We start from the raw sequence: 22,653 nt of genomic DNA, 5'->3' as shown, positions 1-22,653 counted from the left end.
CAGAATAGCGAATTGCATTGCTTTTATGCATAAAAAACGGTATAAATATAATGTATGAAAAATGTCTTCCGGTAAGGAAAGGCAACAGAGCGGCTAGTTGAAAGGGCGGGAAGAAATAATGGATTTTGGAGGGAGAACCGTATTTCCTCTGTCCCAGAGTCAGTTGAATATCTGGAATCTGGAACAGGCTTATCCGGGAACATCAATCAATCATATCAGCACAACGGTTACTATCCGTGGTAAAATTGATTTTGTGCTTTTACAGAGGAGTATCACCATGCTTCTGGAAGCCGATGCGACCCTGCGGACCCGGATTACGCTGCAGGGAGATAAGCCTGTGCAGTTTTTTGCCCCTTATAAAGAACAGACTTTTGACATCTATGATTTTTCCCATACAGATCAGGAGGGAATCGCCAGTTGGGAGACGGCGATGAGCAGGGAGGTGTTTCCGGTTCTGGATGCTCCCCTGTATCGTTTTTCCCTTTTCCGCACCGGCGAAAGCGCCGGTGGTTTTTTTATCAAACTTCACCATATTATATCTGATGGCTGGACTCAGATGCTGGTCTGCAACCGGATCAGCCGGACATATCTGGCCCTGCTTGCAGGAGAGGATCCTTCCATGGGAGAAATCCCTTCCTATGAGCTGCATCTTCAGGAGGAAGAGGAGTATCTGGCGGGAAAGGCTTATCGGAAGGATGAGCGGTATTGGAAGGCGGAAGTGGAAAAAGCGGGGGAGCCTTCCGTCATCAAATCCGTGAAGAGTGCCGCGGTCAGCCCTGTGGGACAAAGGATGAGTTTCCGGCTTCCGCAGGTGCTCAATCATGCTATCTATCTGTATTGTCTGAACAACAGAGTTGCCCCCTTTGCTGTCTTTTATATGGCTCTTGCCATCTATTTCCGGCGTATCGGAGGCGCTTCCCGCTTTACGGTGGGCGTGCCTGTTTTTAACCGTTCCAGCTATACGCTGAAGCAGTGCAGCGGAATGTTTGTCAACACCCTTCCCTTTTATAATGAAATCCAGGACGAATGGAGTCTGAATCAGTTCAATGAGGAATTGATGGACGCCTGGTATGAGCTTCTGCGTCATCAGAGATTCCCTTTTTCCCATATTGTGGATTTGGCGGACAAGGATGGAAGACTGTTCCATATTGCGCTGTCCTATCAGGACAGTGTGGTTTATGAAAATAAGGACACCCGTGTGGTTTTTGACGGAAGATGGCACTACAGCGGCTATCAGGCGGAACAGCTTTGCATCCATCTGAGCAATATGGAAAGCCATAAGCAGTATTGCGTGGATTATGATTATCTTTCCCAGTTTTTTACCAGGGAGGAAATTGCAGGTTTCCATGAAAATCTGGTAAACATTCTCATGGAGGCCCTGCACAACCCGGACAAGCCCCTGTGCCGTCTGTCTGTGCTCGGCAGAGAGGAACGGGAGAAGGTCCTTTATACATTTAACAATACCGGCCGGTATATAGAGGAAACCGGGCTGTATCAGGTATTTGAACAGGCAGTAAATGAATATCCGCAGCGCGCTGCGGCTATTTTCCGTGGAAAAAGGCTGACCTATGAGCAGCTTGCGGAATGGGCGGGCGTTGTTTCCGACAGGCTGGAGCCGTTTTTCGGGGAAGAAAAGGGCGTGGCGGCCGTCCTTCTTCCGAGGCAGTTCCCTCTGCTGGCGGCAATGATGGGAACACTGCGGTCGGGCAATGCATATCTGCTTTTGTCCACGGAGCTTCCGGTAAAAAGGGTTTTATCCATTTATCAAAAAAGCGGCGCAGGCGTGCTGATCACCGATGAGGAAACGGCGGGACAGATGGGCCGGGAAGCGGAGGATATCCGGTTCCTGATCATGGACAGGCTTACCGGAAACGGTATGGGGAAAGCGCCGGCGAGGGCTAAATCGGAGGATCTTGCCTATGTGGTATATACCTCAGGAAGCACCGGAGAGCCAAAGGGAGTGGAAATCACGCAGAGAAGCCTTTTGAATCTGGTGAAAGCGATGGAGCCGGTTTACGGGAAAGGGGCGGTGCTTTCCGTATGCAATGTAGGCTTCGATGCGTTTACTCTGGAAAGTACGGCGGCTCTTCTCAATGCAAGGACCATCATTCTGCCGGAGGATGAAGACCAGGAGTCCCCGCGCAGGCTGGCGGAGCTGATCACCGGGTATGCGGTGGGTTTCCTGTCCATAACGCCGTCCAGGCTCACGGCATTTCTGAAGGAGCCTTCTTTTTACCGTGCCATGTACCGGATGGAAAGTATAGTCTGCGGCGGGGAGGCCTTTACTGGAGAGCTTCTTAAGCTGCTTAAGAACTGTACCTGCGCCCGGATTTATAATCAGTACGGGCCATCGGAAACGACCGTGGCGGTGAGCATGAAGGAGCTGGGCGATGCTTCGGCCATCACTGTGGGAAAACCGATGCCTAACTGCCGGATGTATGTGCTGGATCAATGGATGAATCCACAGCCTGTTGGTGTTTTCGGACAGCTGTACATCGGCGGCGTCTGCGTGGGGAGAGGATACCGGAATGCCCCGGAACTGACGGAAAAAAGCTTTCTTGAGAATCCTTTCGAAGCCGGAGAACGGATTTATGCCACAGGGGATGTGGCGGCCTGGACTCCGGAGGGTGAAATTCTCCTGGCAGGCCGCCTGGACAGACAGGTGAAGCTGCGCGGGCTGCGTATTGAACCGCAGGAGGTGGCGGACTGCATTTCTTCCTATCCCGGTGTGAAGGAAGCGGCTGCAAGGGTGTGTCAGATGAACGGACAGATGGTCCTGGCTGCCTATTACTGCAGCGATACGGGGATACCGGAGATGGAGCTGCTTTCCTATGCGGCGGCTTATCTGCCAAAATATATGATCCCTTCCTTTCTTATCCGGCTTGACAGGCTGCCTCTGACGCCCAGCGGCAAGGTGGATGAAGAAAGGCTCCCCCTGCCCCGGGAGGATGTGCAGGTTTCCGCCGCCTCCGACGATATTCTTACCGGACAGGTGCTGGAGATTTTCAGGACGGTTCTGGAACAGCCGGAGATGGGAAAAGATAATGATTATTTCCTTTGCGGAGGCAATTCCCTGAATGCCATGGAGGTTCTGGCCCGGCTGGAGGATCTTACAGGAAGGCTGCTGCGCATTTCCGATCTGTATGCCTGCCGCAGCGCGGAACGGCTGTCCCGTTTTATCGGCGGGGAGCAGGAGACGGGAAGGGAAGAAAGGCATAAGGAGAAGCTGCGTCCGGCGCCGGAGCTGGAACGTTATCCGCTCACGCCCATCCAGCAGGGGATCTATGTACAGTCCTGCATGGACCCGGAGGGCTTTACCTATCATATGCCCGGCGCTTTCCGGATCCGCGGCGAAGTGGAACCGGAAAAGCTGGAGGAGGCGTTCCGTAAGGTGATTGCGGGCGATCGGATTTTCCGGACAGCCTTTGTGCAGGAGGACGACGGGATATTTGCCCGTATCCGCGGTGAGGTTCCTTTTTCCCTTCCGGTTTTGCAGGGAAATTCCCTTGAGGAAGTGATGGAACAGATCCGCAGGCCCTTCTGTCTGGGAGAAGCGCCCCTGCTTCGGGCCGGACTGTGGCAGAATGGAGAGGAAGGCTGGTTCCTTCTGATCGATGTGCACCATATCATTGCGGACGGAATGAGTACGCCCATCCTTGCGAAGCGTCTGAGCCGTTATTATGAAGGAGGAGCACAGGAATATGAAGAACTGGGGTACCAGGATTATGCCTATGCCCTGTCTAACCGGAATAAAACGGATTGGGAAACGGACAGAAGGTACTGGAAGGAGCATTTATCGCCTCTGCCGGAACCTTTGCTGCTTCCCACAGACAAGCCCAGACCGAAAAATTTTGATTTTCAGGGCCATAATTATACCCACCGGATATCTGCCGAAATCACCCGGGAATGTACCGGGTGGTGCCGGGAAAACGGAATTTCCCCCTACATGCTGTTCCTGGGGGCCTACGGGATCCTGCTTTCTTCGGTTTCAGGGAAACGGGAGATCATGATAGGCACGCCAGCGGCGGGAAGAAACCACAGGGAGCTGCAGGAAATCTGCGGTCCCTTTATCAATACCATGCCGCTCCGCATTGCCGTCGATAAGGAAACGGAGCCTCTCCGTTATCTTCAGGATGTGAGGCAGGAGGTAACCGGTATGCTGGAGCATCCGGACTGTTCCCTGGAGGAAATGATTTCCATGCTGGGGCTGCCCAGAAGCTTTTCGGACAACCCGCTTTATCAGGCCGCTTTTTCCATGCGTCCTTTTGAAACGGGAAAGCTGGAGCTGGCGGGGATTCCCATGGAGTACGTGCCCGTTTTTACGGGAACAGCCAAAACAGAGCTGTTTATTGAGCTGGTGCTGGAGGAAGAAGAGTTCCGGCTTCAGTTTGAATACGCTTCATCCTTATTTGAGGAGGATACTGTCAGGCTTTATGGCAGGAGCATGGAGAGCATCGTCAGGGCGCTGGTGGACGGGGGAGCGGAAACAATCGGTGAGCTGCCGCTTATGGATGTATCCGATCGGATGGAGCTGTTTGAAATCCCGAACTACCGTTTTATGCCTTATCTGAATCAGCCCGTGCATCAGATGGTGAGGAACCGGGCCAGAATGTATCCCGGGGAAACGGCGGTCATTTACCATGGACAAAGGCTGACTTACAGGGAACTGGAGCAAATGGCGGGAATTGTGGCGGGAGGCCTGCACGAGGCCGGCGCGGCAAGAGGGGATCGGATCGGCCTCTGCTTTGCCCGTACGCCATGGCTTCTGGCGGGAATGCTGGGAATCCTGAAGGCTGGCTGTGCCTATGTGCCGCTGTCCCCTTCTCTCCCGGAAAAAAGAGTGCGTTATATTCTGGAAACGGCCGGCGCGTCAATAGTGCTGTGCGACAAGGAGAACCGGGTGAATATGCAGGGTAAGACCGCTCTGCCCCTGCTTTCTTCGGAGGAGCTTACGGCTGCTCCCTGGGAAGACACGGGTATAAACGGGGAGGATCTGATCCACGTCCTGTTTACATCAGGATCCACAGGGAGGCCGAAGGGAGTCATACTCCGGCACCGCAGCCTGTCCAATCTGTTCGCCAATATGAAAATGCTGATGGCTTCGGTGACGGGGCCGGTGCTTTGTACCGCCAATATGATGTTTGATATTTTTATTGTGGAATCCCTTTTCCCGCTCGCCATGGGGAATCCCGTGGTGATGGCGGATGAAGAGGAAATGATGCTGCCCTGGCTGCTGGCCGGCCTCATACGTGATACCGGCGCGCAGTTTGTACAGATGACGGCCTCCCGGCTGCAGATGTGCCTGGGAAATGAAAGCTTCCGGGAGGCGGCTGCAGGTCTGAAGCTTGTAATTGCCGGCGGGGAAACGCTCACGGAGAGCCTGGCGGAAAGCTTCAGAAGGGTATGTGCAGGCACGCTGCTTAATATGTACGGGCCTACGGAGGCGGCGGTATGCACCACTGTGGAGGAGGTCGTTCCGGGAAGGAGGATCACCATCGGCGTCCCTCTTTCCAACTGCAGGGTTTACATTCTTGACGAGGATCGAAATCCGGTGATGCCCACGGCGGCGGGAGAGCTTTATCTGGCGGGAGAGGGTATCTCCGAAGGCTATATCGGACGGCCGGAGCTCACGGCGGAAATGTTTTTTCCGGATATCTATTTCCCGGAACAGAAAATGTACAAGAGCGGGGATATGGGACGCCTGAGGGCAGACGGCCGGATAGAATTCCTGGGAAGAAGGGACGGCCAGGTAAAAATCAACGGCCAGCGGGTAGAGCTGGATGAAATCATAAACGGTATCCTGGAATCCGGAGCCGCGTCGCAGGCGGCGGTGGTTCCGTTGGAAAAACCGGACGGCTCCACAGAGCTGATCGCCTTTTATGTGGGTGAGGGCGGAGAAGATAGAGAGGAAACCATAAGGGAATGGCTGCGTTCCAGCCTGACGGAGGTCATGGTGCCCGGGCGTTTCTGCTGTGTGGACAGCCTCCCTGCCACCCCCAACGGGAAGGTGGACGTAAGGCTCCTCAGGAAGCTGTGGACCGAAAAAGAAGGAATGGCCGGAAGTGAGGAAAGCCCCGTGTCTGTTAAAACGCAGCCGGAAAACGGGCGGCTTGAGGCGGTGCAGAATGCTGCGGGGAACGGGCTGGAGGACAGGCTTCTTCGGATCTGGTCGGTAATCCTGGGCAGAGAAGATCTTTCTCCTGATATTTCCTTCTTTGAACAGGGAGGAACCTCCCTGGGAGCGCTCAGCGTGCTGAGCAGGTATTTTAATGAAGGAATGGAAATGACCATGGCCCGGTTTTACGAAAATCCCACGGCCAGGGCGCAGGCGGCTTTGCTCGCAGGCAGCGCAGGAGAGAAGAAAAAAGAAACAAAAACGGCCTATCCCGGGAAGGTACCGGCAGCGCGGCCAAATCATAAGAAGGAAAACACCGTATTTCTCACAGGAGCCACCGGCTTTTTCGGGGCCCATCTGCTGAAGGAGCTTCTGGATCAGGGGAAAATACAGATCATCTGTCTGGTCAGGAACGGAGATAAGAAGAGACTTGAGGATGTTCTTTCCTGGTATTTCGGAGCCGGCTGGACAGCCGGTATCAGAAGCCGTATCCGGGTGGCGGCGGGCGATTTGTCCCTGCCCTGTCTGGGAATGGAGGAGCGGGAATGGAAGGCTCTGGCGGACGAGGTTGACGGGATTTACCACAGTGCGGCTGACGTGCGTCATTATGCGGCGGATGCCGGGGAATTCATGAATACGAATGTGACCGGTACGGAAACCATGATCGCACTTTCCCTGCAGGCCGATGCTGTGCTTCACTATATATCCACGGCCAGCATCAGCGGTGATTTCCTGAAGGATGAGCCGGAAAAACAAATGGTTTTCACGGAAGACGATTTTTATATCGGCCAGAACTGGGAAGACAACATATATATCAGGAGTAAATTCCTTGCGGAGGCCTGTATTTATAAAGCCATGGAAGAAAAAGGGCTGAACGCCAGGGTATACCGGCTGGGAAGGATCACGGGACGGTGTACGGATCATGTGTTCCAGCGGAATCCGGAGAGCAACGCCGCATATCTTATGATGCGGGCGGTCCGCGCTCTTGGAGCCATAACGGAATCCATGTCTCTTCTTCCCGTGGATCTGACACCCGTGGACTGGTGTGCCGCCGCGGTGATCGCCCTGGGAGGTTCGGACAGGACGGCGCTGCATCTGCTGAATCCCCAGCCGCCATCCATGAAAGAAGTGGCGCAGGTGCTTGTGCCTGATCTTGTGATAGTGCCGGACGAATCCTATGGCATGCTGCTGCAGGAACGGATGAATGAAGAAAACCGGGATATACTCGCTCCCCTCCTGGATTATTATAACCGGACGGGAATCGGTGAAAGCAGGATACAGGTGGACTGCTCCAAAACCCTGGAGACATTTAAAAAGGAAGGCTTCGGATGGGAAATCCCTCCGGCTGCCCGCCTGATCGAAGGCTTTTCAGGGCTGTTTACATAAGACGTGTGAAGGGGGAAAGCAAATGGTTTCCGATTTTTCTGCTGCCATCTTTTTAGCGGCTTTGATCGCAATCATATTATTTTTTATCTGGAGCTTCAAGGTAAAGAGGCTCCAGCTGATCCATAAATTTTATCTCATGCTGGCGGGATCCTACGGTCTGTGTGTCATCGCATTACTGGGAATGAAGCTGACTTCCAGGGATAATACACTGGCGCTCATGTTCTGGGACGCTTGTACCAACACCATGGGTGCCGTGATGCCGGTTTTTTGTCTCTGTATTGCATTGATTTTTGTTAAGGGATGGCAGCAAATGCCGAAAAAGACTATATGGCTGTTTGTGATCCCTGTGATCACAATTCTGGTGGTATGGACCAATCCCCTGCATCATTTGCACTACAGGGTATTTTCCACAATAAAAAGTGAAATTGTATTCGGCCCTTACATCGTCATAGCGGGAATTTACAGCTGGCTGTGCCAGCTTGTCAGCCTGATCCTCATGATAAATTTTGCCCTGCATAATAAAAGCCGGCTTTATATGCTGCAGTGCCTGATGTTTTCCCTTGGCTGTCTCAGCCCGCTGACTGTGAGCGTTTTGGCTACCGTGACAAACAGCTTCCCGATTACGGCCACTCCGCTGAGCTTCATGGTGCCCATCATCCTTAACGGGATTGCCATATACCAGCTTCATATTCTGGATATCAGGCCCATAGCTATGCAGCGTGTGCTGGACTGGATTTCAGACTGCTATCTGGTACTCAGTGATAAGGGTGTGGTTATCAGCTATAACAAGCCCTTTGAAAAAATACTGGCATCGGGCTATGGCATCGTGAAAAGCCGGTACTTAAGCGACAGTGTGAAAAAAGAGGATGTCTATAAAAAAACAGCCATATATAATCTGCTTACCGCCGTGACCTCCAGCAGGGAGGCGTGCTCCACCATATCCTACGAACAGGCGGTAACCATAGACACCGGCGAGGGAACAAGAAAGAATTACTATGTGGTGGATGTAACCCCTTTGTATATCAAGGAAATCCTGTCCGGTTTTGTGGTAATTTTTAAGGATGTGACCCAGCTGAAGCTGAGCATGCAGCAGCTTCAGGACAGCCAGGCCAGGATGATGGAACAGGAACGCCTTGCTTCCCTGGGACAGATGATAGGCGGCCTTGCCCATAACCTGAAAACACCCATAATGAGTATATCGGGGTGTATCTCAGCTGTGGAAAATCTGGTTGAGGAATGCAGGGACAGCCTGGAAGATCCCGATGTGACCGCTGACGATTACCGGGAAATCTTTAAGGAAATGGAGCAGTGGTTTGAAAAGGTCCGGGAATCTTCCTCCTATATGTCGGATATCATTACGGCCATAAAAGGACAGGCGGCCAATGTGAATACCAATGTTGATGCAACGTTTACTACAGAAGAGTTGATAAAAAGAAGTATGCTTCTCATGAGACATGAGCTGATGAGCAGCGGCAGCAGGGTAATAACGGAAACGGAAGAGAATTGCACCTATACTATCCGCGGTGATGTCAATAATCTGGTGCAGGTATTGAACAATCTTCTTTCCAACGCCATTTATTCCCAGAAGCAGGTGGGCGGAGGGGATATCGTCATCGGTGTGAAAAAGGATGAGGATAACCTGAAGATTTATGTAAAGGATACGGGAACCGGCATCAGCGCAGGAGTGAAGGAGCGTTTGTTCAGGGCCATGGTTACCAATAAAGGCGCGCATGGAACAGGCCTGGGGCTTTATATATCCGATGCTGTGGTCAAAGGAAAATTCGGCGGGAATATGTGGGTGGAGGATAACCCGGAAGGTGGCGCCATCGTTGGTGTTTCCATTCCGCTGAGCGAGGTACAGGAAGAGAAAACCGGAAAGAACAAGGGGGATTAAAAGAGGATGAGAAAAAACAGGAGGACGCTGCATAAGGATTTCCGAATCCTGACGTTAGATGATGACGTCATCATGACATCCACGTTACAGGCATATTTTCAGCGTTCCGGTTACTATGTGGATGTAATCAATGATCCTTATCTCGCCATCAAACGGGTGCGGGAGGGAAATTATGACATACTGCTTCTGGATTTTCTGATGACACCCATATGCGGCGATCAGGTGGTGGAGGAAATCCGCAAATTTGATAAGGATATATACATCATCCTGCTGACGGGCCATAAAAGCATGGCGCCGCCTATCAAAACCATCAGAGAACTGGATATACAGGGCTATTACGAGAAAAGCGACCGTTTTGACCAGCTGGAGCTGCTGGTGGAATCCTGTGTGAAATCCATTTCCCAGATGCGGATCATACAGAATTACAAAAGCGGGCTGTCCCAGATCATGGAATCCCTGCCGCAGCTGTATGATCTGGATAACACCCAGTCCATTTTTGAAAGCATTCTCCGGATCGCCCAGGATGTATTCCAGGGGGAAGGAGCCTTCCTTATGATGCCCGGCATGCAGGAGAACGGAGACGCGGCCATTCACGTGATTGGAAATATCCGTAAGGAGGATGTGCCGGGTATTGTGGAAAATAACCGGTTTGACGGACAGACGGTCATCTGTACGGAGGATCTCATGCTGGCGGCCATAGAGGATGAAAAGCATGAGGCCATAGGGGTTCTGGGCACGGCAATGTGTCCCGGGCCTGAGTATGTGCAGGTACAGATGCTGGAAATCTATACCAGGCAGATATCCTCAGCCATTCATAACAGCCAGCTCCACCGGCTTGTCAGCGCCAAAAACGAAGAGCTTACCAGGGCTTATGAGCAGCTGAATGAGAGCTATGTGGAAATTATTAATGCGATGCGCACCGTTGTGGATGAGAGAGATATTTATACAAGGGGCCACTCGGACAGGGTTTCCGACCTGGCGGCGGATCTGGCCGAATGGCTGAAGAAGGATAAGAGGTTTGTGGACAGAGTCCGGCTGGCCGGCCTGTTCCATGACATCGGCAAGGTGGGGATCTCCGATAAAATACTGATGAAGCCGGACAAACTGGACGACCAGGAATATGAAAACATAAAGAAACATTCGGATAAAGGCGCCAAGATACTTTCCGCCATCACTCTGTTTAACGATGTGGTGCCCATCGTGCGGCACCATCATGAACGAATTGACGGAAGGGGATATCCGGACGGGCTTAAGGGAGATGAAATACCGGAGGAATCCAAGATTATTGCGGTGGCTGATTCCTTTGACGCCATGACCTCCCACCGGCATTACCGCAGCAATCTGTCGCTGCAGGCGGCCGTGGAGGAATTGGAAAAGGGAAAAGGGACACAGTTTGCCCCTCATGTAGTGGATGCTTTTCTGGAAATGCTGGAAAGTATGGGAGAAGAAAAATTCGGTGAAAAATATGATACCGGAAAAGAATCAGGAGAGGGAGAATAAAAAATGAAGAATTTTCCACGCAATGATGTAACCTATTACGATACCTTTGATGCATTTATGGACGGAATAGAGAAGGCATTCGGTGATAAAACCGCCGTATCATGGTTTTTAAGGAACCGGACGGAAGAAAGCAGGAGCTTCCGGGAGCTTGCCGGAGAGGTCAGCCAGCTGAGAGGGGCCATCTGCGGCCGCGGGCTTGCGGGCAAAAATATCGCGATAGTAGGTGAAAACAGCTATGCATGGATAGTTACCTATCTTGCGGTGGCTTCCTGCGGGGGAACAGCGGTATGTATTGACGCGGAGCAGTCGAATGAAAGCATATGGCAGATGATGCAGATGGCTGAGGTGGAGGCGGTATTCGCCTCCGATGTGTGCCTTCCCATCTGTGAGGAGGTGCCGGAAGGGAAAGAGCGGATTCAGATGTTCGTGCTTCTGGGAGATGCGAAGGAGGACGGCGTTTTAACTTTTTCCCGGCTGTGTGAGGAAGGAGAAAACTATCTTGCCCAGAACGGACCGGCGGTATATCCTCCCATAGAAGTGAGACAGACGGCGGCTATTGCCTTTACCTCCGGCACCACCAGCATTTCCAAACCGGTTATGCTCAGCAACCAGGCCATTCTCTACAATGCCAGCGATTCCAGCGTCTATGTATCCGCGGGAGAAAGGGTGTTTACCTCCCTTCCTTTTTACCATACCTATGGCATGACCTGTGCGGTGCTCGCCACCCTGGTGAGAGGGGCGGCCCTGATCATCAACGGAGACCTGAAAACAGTGATGCGGGATCTGCATCTGTCCCGGGCGGAATCCATGCTGACCGTGCCCCTTATGATAGAAGCGATTCATAACCAGCTCTGGCTGAATGCGGAGAGGGAGGGACAGGAAGAAGGGCTCCGCCGTCTTCTGCGTCTGCAGCGTGTGCTGAGAAAAATGGGCATTAAAACAAGGATCAAAGTGCTGGAGGATGTCCGTCAGAAATGTGTGGGCACCCTGCGCACCATCATCTGCGGAGGCGCCCATCTGAATAAGGAAATCGCGGAAGAATTCCTTATGCTGGGCATTCTGGTGCTTCAGGGCTACGGCATCACCGAATGCTCCCCTCTGGTATCCGTAAACAGCAATTATTCCTATGACATGGATTCGGTGGGCCATGTGCTTCCCCACTGTGAAGTGAAAATCGAAAATGAGGAAATCCTTGTCCGCGGCAAAAATGTCATGAACGGATATTATAAGTCACCGGAGCTGACCGCCGAGGTGATGCAGGGGGAATGGTTCAAAACAGGTGATCTGGGTTATCTGGGAAGAGACGGCTTTCTGTACATAACCGGACGTAAAAAGAACCTGATTGTATTCAAGAACGGGAAAAAAATCTCTCCCGAGAAGCTGGAAGAAAAAATCGGCATGATCCCCCTGGTGAAGGATGTGCTGGTATACGGGGCCGTAAGCGGGGCCTCTGCGGATGATGTGAAGCTGGCGGCCAGCATCTATCCGGATCCGGAGAGGGCAAAGGGCCTTTCCTCTTATGAGATCCTGGAGCAGCTCCAGGAGGAAATAAACAAAATCAATTCCCACCTTCCCTTTTATCAGCAGGTACAGATGGTGAATATAAGAGAGCAGGAGTTTTCCAAGACTGCTTCCAAAAAAATCAAGAGACATATGGTCTGAAAGAAGGAGAGATTTGAAATGCTGGAACTGATAAGAAAAATTGTTTTTCAGGTTACAGGCAAAAATGACATTAATTACGATACGGATTTCGTTCAGGATCTGAGGCTGAACTCTTATGAAATCATGAATATTGTCAGCGCCTTTGAGGAATATTTTGATACGACGATCCCAAACAGGGATGTGTGGCAGCTGCACCAGGTAAAGGATGTTATCTCTTATATGGAAGAAAAGGGGCTTGAGGTTTAAAGATGATGGAGAAAAAGGAAGGGATTGCTGTTTATATTTACCGTATGCAGGATAAGCGGGATGATAAAAGCCAGTCCCCCCTTTTCCTTTCCAGGGCGGCGGCCCGTTATGCTTTTGGGGAAGGAGGGGAAGGACCTTCGAAGGAGGCTTCATTCCGGGTGGAGAAGGGACTGCGGGGCAAGCCTTATTTCCCGGAATACCCCTGGCTTCATTTTTCCATCAGCCACAGCGGGGATTTCTGGGCCTGCGCCATGGCTGCCCAGGAGGTGGGCCTGGATCTGCAGCAGCATACAAAAGGAAGAAGAGAACATATTTCAAAGCGTTTTTTCCATCCGCTGGAAAATGAATATCTGAAAAAGAACAATTACCGCGATTTCTTTGACGTCTGGGCGGCGAAGGAGAGCTATGTGAAGTTCACGGGCAGCGGTATCGGTGAGGATTTCGGCGGGTTTTCCGCCGCTTCGGAGGATGGGCTGGCAAAGGAGATCAACGGCATACAGCTTCGCAGCATTCCCTTCAGTCCTGACTACAGCCTCTGTCTGTGTGCAAAAGAAATTCAAAACATATCCCTTTATTATGAAAATGCTTGACTTTACGGGATATCCTGTGCTATAGTCATATGGCGAGATGAGATTTAGGTCTTTTTTTTATGCTTAAAATTCAGAAAAGACCGGATACGTCAATTGCCCGGGAGGGGATTGACCACGGGCGTTTGTCGGTATTCATAGAATGGATAAAGACGGGAAACTATCGTGAGAAAAATATAGGTTAACAGAGAAAAGCAAGGAGGTAGAATACCATGCGTACAAGAATCACATTGGCATGTACGGAGTGCAAGCAGCGTAACTACAACACAACGAAGGATAAGAAAACACATCCGGACAGAATGGAAACCAGCAAATACTGCAGATTCTGCAAGAAGCACACAACGCACAAAGAGACCAAATAATCAGCCCAACGGACAGAGAGGTGTAAGTAATGGGAAATTCCTCAAGTGAAGAAAAAGCGTCCAAGCCGAAATTCTTTGATGGTGTAAAAGCTGAATTCAAAAAAATCACATGGCCGGACAGGGATCTGCTGCTGAGACAGTCCGTTGCTGTTGTTGGGGTTTCAATTGTACTGGGAGGCGTCATTGCCATATTGGACATGATCCTTCAGTATGCAGTTGATTTCCTTGTAAAATAACAGTGGGGGTAACGTATGGCAGAAACAAACTGGTATGTGGTCCATACCTATTCCGGATATGAGAATAAGGTAAAGGCCAACATTGAGAAGACAATAGAAAACAGGCACCTGGAAGAAGAAATTCTGGAGGTCCGCGTCCCCATGCAGGATGTAGTGGAGATGAAAAACGGAGCAAGGAAAACAGTCCAGAAGAAGATGTTCCCCGGCTATGTCCTGATTAACATGGTCATGAATGATGATACCTGGTATGTCGTACGTAATACCAGAGGTGTAACAGGGTTTGTAGGACCGGGAAGCAAACCGGTGCCGCTTACGGAAGCGGAAATGAAGCCGCTTGGCATTAAGCAAGAGAATGTTTCCATCGACTTTGCAGAGGGCGATATGATCGTTGTTGTTGCAGGGGCCTGGAAGGATACGGTCGGCGTTGTGCAGAGAATCGACTACAGCAAGCAGACCGCTACGATTAATGTGGAGCTGTTCGGCAGGGAAACGCCTGTTGAAATCAGTTTTGCAGAGGTTCGTAAATCACAATAGTTTGATGTTTAATGGAGTAATCCGTTGAACTGTGGAAGCAGCGTTCCGGCTTCATCCCTCTTCGGGCGAAGGAGCGGGCCGCGTGAGTGAATCACGTGCATTCCGGCTGCGCCATACCACATTATATTTAGGAGGTGCCTGACATGGCAAAGAAAGTTACAGGATACATCAAGTTACAGATTCCTGCTGGTAAAGCGACACCAGCTCCCCCGGTTGGTCCTGCGCTTGGACAGCACGGTGTTAACATTGTTGAATTTACCAAACAGTTCAATGCAAGAACAGCAGACAAAGGTGATTTAATCATCCCCGTTGTAATTACTGTTTACGCAGACAGAAGCTTCAGTTTTGTAACCAAGACTCCGCCTGCTGCAGTACTGCTGAAGAAAGCATGCAACTTAAAATCCGGTTCCGGTGTTCCGAACAAGACCAAGGTTGCAACTATCTCCAAGGATAAGGTTAAGGAAATCGCAGAAATGAAGATGCCTGACCTGAATGCTGCAAGCCTGGAATCAGCAATGAGCATGATCGCTGGTACGGCAAGAAGCATGGGTATTGTAGTAGAAGACTAAAACAAATTAATTGGGAGCAGTATTCCGGCAACTCCGCACAGGGAGAGGCCGAAAACACAAGTACTGCGTTAATAACCAACGGAGGAATTGAAAATGAAACATGGTAAAAAATACAGCGAAGCCGCTAAATTAGTAGATCGCGCTGCCGCTTATGAACCTGCTGATGCAATCGCACTGGCAAAGAAAACAGCTACCGCCAAATTCGATGAGACCATCGAAGTTCATATCAGAACAGGCTGCGACGGACGTCATGCAGAGCAGCAGATCCGCGGCGCTGTTGTACTTCCCAACGGAACAGGTAAAACAGTTAAGGTTCTGGTTTTTGCAAAGGGTGATAAAGTAAACGAAGCAGAAGCTGCAGGAGCAGATTATGTAGGCGGAGACGAACTCATCCCCAAGATCCAGAATGAAGGCTGGCTTGACTTTGACGTTGTTGTTGCTACCCCTGACATGATGGGTGTGGTTGGACGTCTCGGTAAGGTTCTGGGACCCAAAGGCTTAATGCCCAACCCTAAGGCCGGTACCGTAACAATGGATGTAACCAAGGCTATTAACGATATCAAAGCCGGTAAAATTGAATACAGACTGGATAAGTCCAATATTGTTCATGTTCCGGTTGGAAAAGCTTCCTTTACTGAAGAAAAGCTGCTTGAGAACTTCAATGCACTTATGGATGCAATCACAAAAGCAAAACCTTCAGCTTTAAAAGGACAGTATCTGAAAAGCATTACTTTGGCATCCACTATGGGACCTGGCGTAAAGGTATCTGTTGCCAAATATTAATTCTCGCGTTAATACGGACACGGCCGAAGAATCGGCCGTGTTTTTTATGTTACGTATAATTTCAATTTCCGCCTGTGCCGTACTTCCTGGCTGCCGACCTGCTTCCCGCTGTGGATTCCCTTCCGGTGAGTCTATGAACCCTGCAAAGGCCTTCTAAAAACGCCGGTCCTTAGATTGCGTCCTGTGCAATCTTAGTACCGCTGCGTTTTTGGCAGAGTGAGAACGTGCCTGCGCAGGGTTCATAGACTCACCGGAAGGGAATCCACAGCGGGAAGCAGGTCGGCAGCCAGGAAGTACGGCACAGGCAGAAATTGAAATTATACAAATACTATTACAGGTATGGACTTGACGGAATGAAGATTAGCCCTGATAATAGGAGTATAAAAATATCCGGGAAAGAGAGCGGGAGGAAACGGTTTGGCAGTGCGGAAAAAAAAGAAAAAAACAGGCAGATTCAGTATTTTTTTTCTGACGCTGATCATTACAATCTCGCTTGGCAGCGCGGTGCTTCTTGTCAGCTGGGCTTTTCTGGGAAACGAAGGGATAGCTTTGGCGGCTGTCTCCGTGGAAGGGGAGGTTATCTCCTTTTTTAATGGGGAAACAGCAGAAGCGGCGGAGGATGTGAAGGAAGATACCGGGAAGTATGCGGATATCCTGGCTGATCCCGATGCGATGGCGGCGCAGAATATTTATGCAGTAACCCCATCGGCGGAGGGTGAGATCTCGCTTGTATTTGCCGGTGACATTCTGTTCGACGACGGCTATGCTGTTATGGCTAAGATGAAAAGCAGGGGAAAAGGGATAGACGGCAGTATTGCCCCGGAGCTTTTAGAGCAGATGCGCGGAGCGGATATTTTTATGGTAAATAATGAGTTTACCTATACGAAAAGGGGAAGCCCGACCCCGGGTAAGACATTTACCTTCCGGGCGGATCCGGCTTATGCGTCATATCTGATTGATATGGGTGCGGATCTGGTATCTCTTGCCAATAATCATTCCTATGACTATGGAGAGGTATCCCTCACGGATACGCTGGATACGCTGCAATCCATAGGCATGCCCTATGTGGGGGCCGGCAGGAACCTGGAAGAAGCCGTAAAGCCTGTTTCCTTTATAGCAGGCGATGTGAAGATCGCGTTCCTTTCCGCAACGCAGATAGAGCGGGTGGATAATCCGGATACCAAAGGGGCGACGGAGAACTCGCCCGGAGTATTCCGCTGCCGGAACGTGGATATGCTGCTTGAAGAAGTTACAAGGGCGAAGGCAGAAAACGATTTCGTGGTGGTTTATATCCATTGGGGAACGGAAAGCACCTCAGAGCTTGACTGGGCCCAAAAGGAACAGGCGCCCAAGATAGCCGCGGCGGGAGCTGATTTAATCATCGGAGACCATCCCCATGTGCTGCAGGGGATCACTTATTACGGGGAAACTCCCGTAATTTACAGCCTGGGAAATTTCCTGTTTAACTCCAAAACACTGGACACCTGCCTGGTTAAGGTTACACTTGACAGTGAAAGCGGAGCACTGAAGAACTTTCAGTTCATTCCGGCACTTCAGAAGGATTGTTATACCTCCCTGCTTGCCGGCAGTGAAAAAGACAGGGTAATCCGTTATATGCAGAGCCTTTCTCCGGAGGTTTTGATTGACGGAAACGGGTTTGTGACCAAACCCTAATTACATAAAAAACAACAGATACGAGGGGAGAAATGAATATGCTGGAGACATTGAAGAAAAAATCCGGAAAATCACGGCTTACCAGAGCGATAGTATCCATAATCGTTGTAATTGGTCTGCTGGCTTTGACTAAATTTGCAATTTTTGATGTGATCACCGGACCGACAAAACTTGACCTTACATCATCTCCGGATGCTTATGAAGGGAAATACGTTACCATTGATGTGGAAAATTACCTTACGGATTATGTGGAACACAGCACCACAACCACAAATACCTCATCGGGAAGCAAAAGCACCAGGATAGACGGCAACAGCTATATTGTGTTCAATTCATTTGATGATTATGAGCAGAATGCTTCCATCTGGTATTATTACAGTATTTACATGAATAAGAATATGCAGTCCGATCTTAATAAAAAGATCGATAAGACCTGGGATTACTGGTTTGATGAAACCGGGACGGTAGCGCCTCCGGAGACAACCACGGTTACCGGTACCTGGACGAGACTCAGCTCACAGCTGGAAAGATACTATAAGGAAACGCTGGATGAAATGGGCGTGGAAGAAAGTGAATATGATGTAATTTACCTTTATACTGTGGATACGGCCAAAATCGGCGGACAGGCGGTAAGCTTTTTCTGGGTCTGCATGGCGGCGGCGCTTGCATTCCTTATTTACTTTATCTACAATATAATAAACTATTTTAACAGCAGCTATGCTTCTTCCATCAATGCATACCTGAGGGATAATTCCCTGGTATCCATAGCCGCGATTGAGTCGGATTTCTCCCAGGCCCATCCCGTTGGGAACAGTCTGTGGGTAGGAAGAAAATGGACGGTGTATATGGACGGCCCCAAGGCGAAGATTCTGCCGAACAGCGAATTGGTATGGGGATATTATTACAGACGGACCGGAAGAAACAGTGTAAGCCAGATGAAGCTTTATACGACAGCAAGGAAAATTTTTGCAATTAATCTTTCTGAATCACATACCCAGGAGGCGCTTAAGTTCTATGGAGAAGAGCAGCCTCAAATGGTTATCGGCTATAGCAAAGAGCTGGAAACCTGCTATCAGAAAAATTATGACCAGTTCCTGAATATCAAGTATAATCCGGCTAAAAATATGGAACAGGCGGATCCTTATTTCCGCGATGGCGGTGACAGCAGTTATTAATACTTACGGGCGGCGGCACAGCGGACATACAGGAGTGTCTGTCCGGCGGCCGCGCCGGGGTTCTGTCGGCGGGTGGAATGACTCCACCCGCCGCTTTTCATGAGGACAGCATATGGAACAGTCAAAATATACTTTTCATTTTACGGAAAAAGAATTACGTGAATTCAGCTTCCGGGCGGTGGCAGATGTATACTGCAAACGTCCTTCCCTGTGGCTGATTCTGCTTATCCTTTGTGCGGTGGATTTCTTAATCGTCCCGGTGTTCAGCATTGTCCTGCTGATTTTTTTGCTTTCAGCAGTTGCTTTTGATGTGGTGCGCACATGCCGTTTCCTGAAAAAAGAACATTTGTTGGAAAGGCGCATCATGTGGGTGGAGGATGGGATGCTTAAATGCAGCGCATTCGGCTACTCCGAAATACCGTGCAGCCGAATTACCGCAATCCGGAAAACAAGAAATATACTCATGCTGGGATATCCCCAGGCCAAAAAACGTTTTGCATGGTATCCCATGCCGCTGCGGGTGTTTGAAAATGAGCAGGAGCTGGAAGCGTTTCTGAATCTGATCCGTAATCCTGCCAATTATGCACCTTTTCCGGATGCCATGGGAAGAGAGACACAGGCAATGGATCCGGGACAGCAAACAGCGTCTTCCGGGGAGCAGCCGGGTACGTTTCGTTTTTCCTTTTTTATGGAACAGGAAAAATGGATATGGATATACAGGGAGGCCATAGGGGTGATTAACGGGGGAACCCTTGGATTTCCCCGCAGCCAGATGCTGGTGACAGGAATATATGCCGTAATTTTTATTGTGGGAACGCTGTGCTGGTATCTCTTTACCGACGACCCTAACGCATGGTTTCCGGTCATATTGTTTGTGCTTCTGTTTTCCGCAAATTTGGTAAAATGGAAGGGAAATCCGGAACAGGGCATACGCCGCCGCCTCAAGGCGGGAGATGTGCAGAATGATATTTATGGCCCGTGGGAAATCGAATTGATGGAAGACGGCATTATTGAGAGGATTGGGAGCGGAAGCAAGAGCTTTCTGCCCTGGGAGGATTTCGGCTGGGTTGTGGAAACGGAATATTTGTTTTTCCTGTTTAAAAGGAACCGGACACAGTTCATTCCTATTCCTAAGGAAAACATGGTGAGCGCCGGGCAGGCGGCCGACATGTGCGCCCTGTGCGGCAGCAAAGGCCTTGTCTATACCCCGGGGAAACGCGCAAAATACTGGCCGGGCTGGGTGCTCGGCATAGTGATCGGTATCCTGATGCTGCTTGTGGTGCTGGGCGCTGCCGGGTTCGTGCTGTACAGAAATACGCGCCTGATCCGGGAAAGCCTGGAAAACCCCGTATATGAAACAGTTCCGGGCTGGGAAGAGGAATTCCGGCCGGAAGATTATCCGGAATATGTGCCTTTGGATACGCAGGTAAAAGTACTTTCATCCATGGGGCTGGAAGTGCCGGAGGAAACGGTGGAGTCTGCCCGTTCCGTTATGGAAGAACAGAGGATGCGTGCATATGTGGAAGGCTATCCTTATACATGGCTTCTGAGCGGCATGGGCGCGCCCTCCTATGATGAAGACTGGAATATTGACGGCTATTCACAGGAACTGTTCTGGTTTGATTTTGAGGGCTGGGATATCAGTACCGATTATATTGAGGTTTTGGAGGGAATGCTGGCACTGGCGCCGGGAAGCCCTCTTGACGGTATAGAGGATATAAGGGAAGATACGGATAAGGTGGACTGGGAAAAAGGGACCGGCAGCGTGAACGTTGCTTTTCAGCTGGATGGGCAGACATACAGTTGGGCAATGGATATGCAGTATGACTGGATCGACGGGGATATCCTGGGTGTGCTGAACAGTATTCTGGAACAGACGGATACCCAGGAGCGTTTTTATGTCACGGGGGATAACGGTCAGGGAGCGCTTGTTTTTTACCGTACCCCGGAATGGGCGCGCCAATTCGGGAAGGCCACAGGCCTGTCTATGGATAAACCTGTTACAAAACAGTAACATTTCAGCCCCACTCCGCCCGTTGAGCCTGTCTTTTCGGCCCGGGACTTCCTTCTCTTTGCTGCCGGCTCCGGCCATGCAGAGGTCCTTAGAGGGGAAACGACTTTTAGTCGTTTTTGCTCTCGCTCGGATAAACACGCAGCGGTACTAAGGCTGCAAAGAACGCAGCCTAAGGACCGGCGAGTTTATACGCCCCTTACAGGATCCTCTGCATGGCCGGAGCCGGCAGCAAAGAGAAGGAAGTCCCGGGCCGAAAAGACAGGCTCAACGGGCGGAGTGGGGCTGAAATGCCGCAGAAAGCCGGAAGAAAGCCGGAAGAATAAAAAAAAGCATTGACAAGAAAAATGTTTTATGATAGTCTGAGTAAGGTCTTAATTGACCAAGCCGAAGACAGCAGGTACCGGTAGCCCGGTATAAGGAACGAACGCCTGCCGAGGAAAAGAGTTAACGTTTTTAACGCAGATTTACGTAACTTATCCTCTCTGTGGCTTCACAGGGAGGTTTTTTATATCAGGCTGAAGCCTCAGGGCTTCCGGCCGCAGCGGCGTTTACTCCTTTTCGGCACTGAACTCGTTTTCAGAAAAATCTATAAGGAGGTAAAGAAATGGCAAAAGTTGAACTTAAAGCACCTGTAGTTGCTGAGATTTCCGAAGCGATCAAGGACGCACAGTCTGTAGTACTGGTTGACTACCGCGGACTTACCGTAGAACAGGATACTGCTCTTCGTAAACAGCTTCGTGAAGCAGGAATCAACTACAAAGTTTACAAGAACACAATGATGAACTTTGCTTTCAAGGGAACGGACTTTGAAGCACTGGCACCTTTCCTGGAAGGACCCAGCGCAATTGCGATTTCCAACGCAGATGCTACAGCACCTGCCAGAGAACTTGCAAAATTCGCAAAGACTGCAAGCAAACTTGAAATCAAAGCAGGTGTCGTGGAAGGCACTGTATATGACGCACAGGGGATGGCTGCAATTTCCCTCATTCCTTCCAGAGAAGAACTGCTCTCCAAGCTGCTTGGAAGCATTCAGTCACCTATCACCAATTTTGCACGTGTCATGAACCAGCTGGCTGAAAAAGGCGGCGCAGGCGCATGTGAGGCACCTGCAGCAGCAGCAGAAGAGGCTCCCGCGGCTGAGACTGCAGAAGAAGCTCCCGCAGCTGAATAATCCGTAACAGATAAGCAAATTAATTACAAATTAAATGGAGGTAAATAAAATGGCTAAATTATCCACTCAGGAAATCATTGATGCAATCAAAGAATTAACTGTATTAGAATTAAACGATCTTGTAAAAGCATGTGAAGAAGAATTCGGTGTATCCGCAGCAGCAGGTGTTGTTGTTGCAGCAGCAGGCGCTGGCGCAGCTGAAGCAGCTGAAGAGAAGACAGAGTTTGACGTAGAGCTGACAGAGGTTGGCCCTAACAAGGTTAAGGTTATCAAAGTTGTTCGTGAAGTTACCGGACTCGGCCTGAAGGAAGCGAAAGACGTAGTTGACGGCGCTCCCAAGGTTGTTAAGGAAGCTGCTTCCAAAGATGATGCAGAAGACATCAAGGCTAAACTGGAAGCTGAAGGCGCTAAAGTTACTCTTAAATAATCAGGAGTGCTTCAGACTTTGGAATGACATAGCAGAAACCTTTGCCAAACTGTTCTATTCAGTGCGGCAGAGGTTTCTTTTTATTCCCGCGGGCAACGTGCCAAAGCCAGGCTGGCTTGGCCTTGGCGACTGCCGCGAGGGTTAAAATCCGGCGGAATTGTAATTCATTTCCAAAGTTATCCACAATTTTACAAAAATATTGGTTGACTTCCCAAATTCCTTGTAGTAGAATGGATAGTGCACTATTGTGGTAAGTTATGCTATTTTTGTGCGAAAAACCGATAAACTAATATCAAGCTGCCTGCCGGAGGGTTCTGT

16 protein-coding genes and 1 other annotated feature are annotated in these 22,653 nt (G+C 50.2%); all 16 genes read left to right on the top strand.

The genetic code is table 11. The annotated features are described in order from the left end of the window. The first annotated feature begins 118 nt into the window (after positions 1-118). The 16 genes from BLA28_RS18595 to rplL all read left to right on the top strand — a co-directional run bounded on the left by BLA28_RS18595 (position 119) and on the right by rplL (position 22,335). The gene (locus BLA28_RS18595; protein ID WP_069157566.1) at positions 119-7,501 is read left to right on the top strand and encodes a non-ribosomal peptide synthetase; all 7,383 of its coding nucleotides are present in this window, start codon (positions 119-121) and stop codon (positions 7,499-7,501) included. Between the two features lie 22 nt (positions 7,502-7,523). After that, positions 7,524-9,395: a sensor histidine kinase gene (locus BLA28_RS18590; RefSeq protein WP_044971089.1), complete on the top strand. Its 1,872-nt coding sequence runs from the start codon at positions 7,524-7,526 to the stop codon at positions 9,393-9,395. A 6-nt stretch (positions 9,396-9,401) separates the two neighbouring features. Beyond that, complete coding sequence (locus BLA28_RS18585; protein ID WP_044971090.1) at positions 9,402-10,895, top strand: response regulator; 1,494 nt, start codon at positions 9,402-9,404, stop codon at positions 10,893-10,895. A 3-nt stretch (positions 10,896-10,898) separates the two neighbouring features. Beyond that, complete coding sequence (locus BLA28_RS18580; RefSeq protein WP_069157565.1) at positions 10,899-12,557, top strand: AMP-binding protein; 1,659 nt, start codon at positions 10,899-10,901, stop codon at positions 12,555-12,557. 18 nt (positions 12,558-12,575) lie between these two features. Beyond that, positions 12,576-12,803, top strand: coding sequence for a phosphopantetheine-binding protein (locus BLA28_RS18575; RefSeq protein ID WP_009256182.1), 228 nt, complete (start codon positions 12,576-12,578; stop codon positions 12,801-12,803). 2 nt (positions 12,804-12,805) lie between these two features. Further along, on the top strand, positions 12,806-13,393 hold the full coding sequence (locus BLA28_RS18570) for a 4'-phosphopantetheinyl transferase family protein (RefSeq protein ID WP_069157564.1): 588 nt from the start codon (positions 12,806-12,808) through the stop codon (positions 13,391-13,393). Positions 13,394-13,602: 209 nt separating this feature from the next. Next, positions 13,603-13,752 (top strand): 50S ribosomal protein L33, encoded by a 150-nt coding sequence (gene rpmG / locus BLA28_RS18565; RefSeq protein ID WP_009256180.1) that lies wholly within the window; start codon positions 13,603-13,605, stop codon positions 13,750-13,752. 29 nt (positions 13,753-13,781) lie between these two features. Next, positions 13,782-13,988, top strand: coding sequence for a preprotein translocase subunit SecE (gene secE / locus BLA28_RS18560; RefSeq protein ID WP_009256179.1), 207 nt, complete (start codon positions 13,782-13,784; stop codon positions 13,986-13,988). A 15-nt stretch (positions 13,989-14,003) separates the two neighbouring features. Further along, positions 14,004-14,522 (top strand): transcription termination/antitermination protein NusG, encoded by a 519-nt coding sequence (gene nusG / locus BLA28_RS18555; RefSeq protein ID WP_009256178.1) that lies wholly within the window; start codon positions 14,004-14,006, stop codon positions 14,520-14,522. 143 nt (positions 14,523-14,665) lie between these two features. Continuing rightward, on the top strand, positions 14,666-15,091 hold the full coding sequence (rplK, locus tag BLA28_RS18550; protein ID WP_009256177.1) for a 50S ribosomal protein L11: 426 nt from the start codon (positions 14,666-14,668) through the stop codon (positions 15,089-15,091). Positions 15,092-15,184: 93 nt separating this feature from the next. Then, positions 15,185-15,874, top strand: a complete 690-nt coding sequence (gene rplA, locus BLA28_RS18545; protein WP_009256176.1) for a 50S ribosomal protein L1 — start codon at positions 15,185-15,187, stop codon at positions 15,872-15,874. A gap of 423 nt (positions 15,875-16,297) precedes the next feature. After that, entirely contained in the window at positions 16,298-17,548 is a 1,251-nt protein-coding gene (locus tag BLA28_RS18540; RefSeq protein WP_242880611.1) for a CapA family protein, read from the top strand. A gap of 38 nt (positions 17,549-17,586) precedes the next feature. Continuing rightward, a complete protein-coding gene (locus BLA28_RS18535; RefSeq protein ID WP_009256174.1) occupies positions 17,587-18,723 on the top strand; it encodes a DUF6709 family protein in 1,137 nt (378 codons plus the stop codon). Between the two features lie 112 nt (positions 18,724-18,835). Continuing rightward, complete coding sequence (locus BLA28_RS18530; RefSeq protein WP_069157563.1) at positions 18,836-20,737, top strand: YcxB family protein; 1,902 nt, start codon at positions 18,836-18,838, stop codon at positions 20,735-20,737. Between the two features lie 366 nt (positions 20,738-21,103). Next, positions 21,104-21,253: a sequence feature (ribosomal protein L10 leader region), on the top strand. A gap of 88 nt (positions 21,254-21,341) precedes the next feature. Beyond that, positions 21,342-21,908 carry a 50S ribosomal protein L10 gene (rplJ, locus tag BLA28_RS18525; RefSeq protein WP_009256172.1) on the top strand — a complete coding sequence of 189 codons (567 nt, stop codon included), beginning with the start codon at positions 21,342-21,344 and terminating at the stop codon, positions 21,906-21,908. Positions 21,909-21,957: 49 nt separating this feature from the next. After that, a complete protein-coding gene (rplL, locus tag BLA28_RS18520; protein ID WP_009256171.1) occupies positions 21,958-22,335 on the top strand; it encodes a 50S ribosomal protein L7/L12 in 378 nt (125 codons plus the stop codon). Positions 22,336-22,653 lie beyond the last annotated feature (318 nt).

It is taken from the genome of Eisenbergiella tayi (assembly GCF_001881565.1).
Classification (GTDB): Bacteria; Bacillota; Clostridia; order Lachnospirales; family Lachnospiraceae; genus Eisenbergiella; species Eisenbergiella tayi.
The sequence above is the reverse complement of the archived record's forward strand: the minus strand, read 5'-3'. Positions and strand labels throughout refer to the sequence as shown.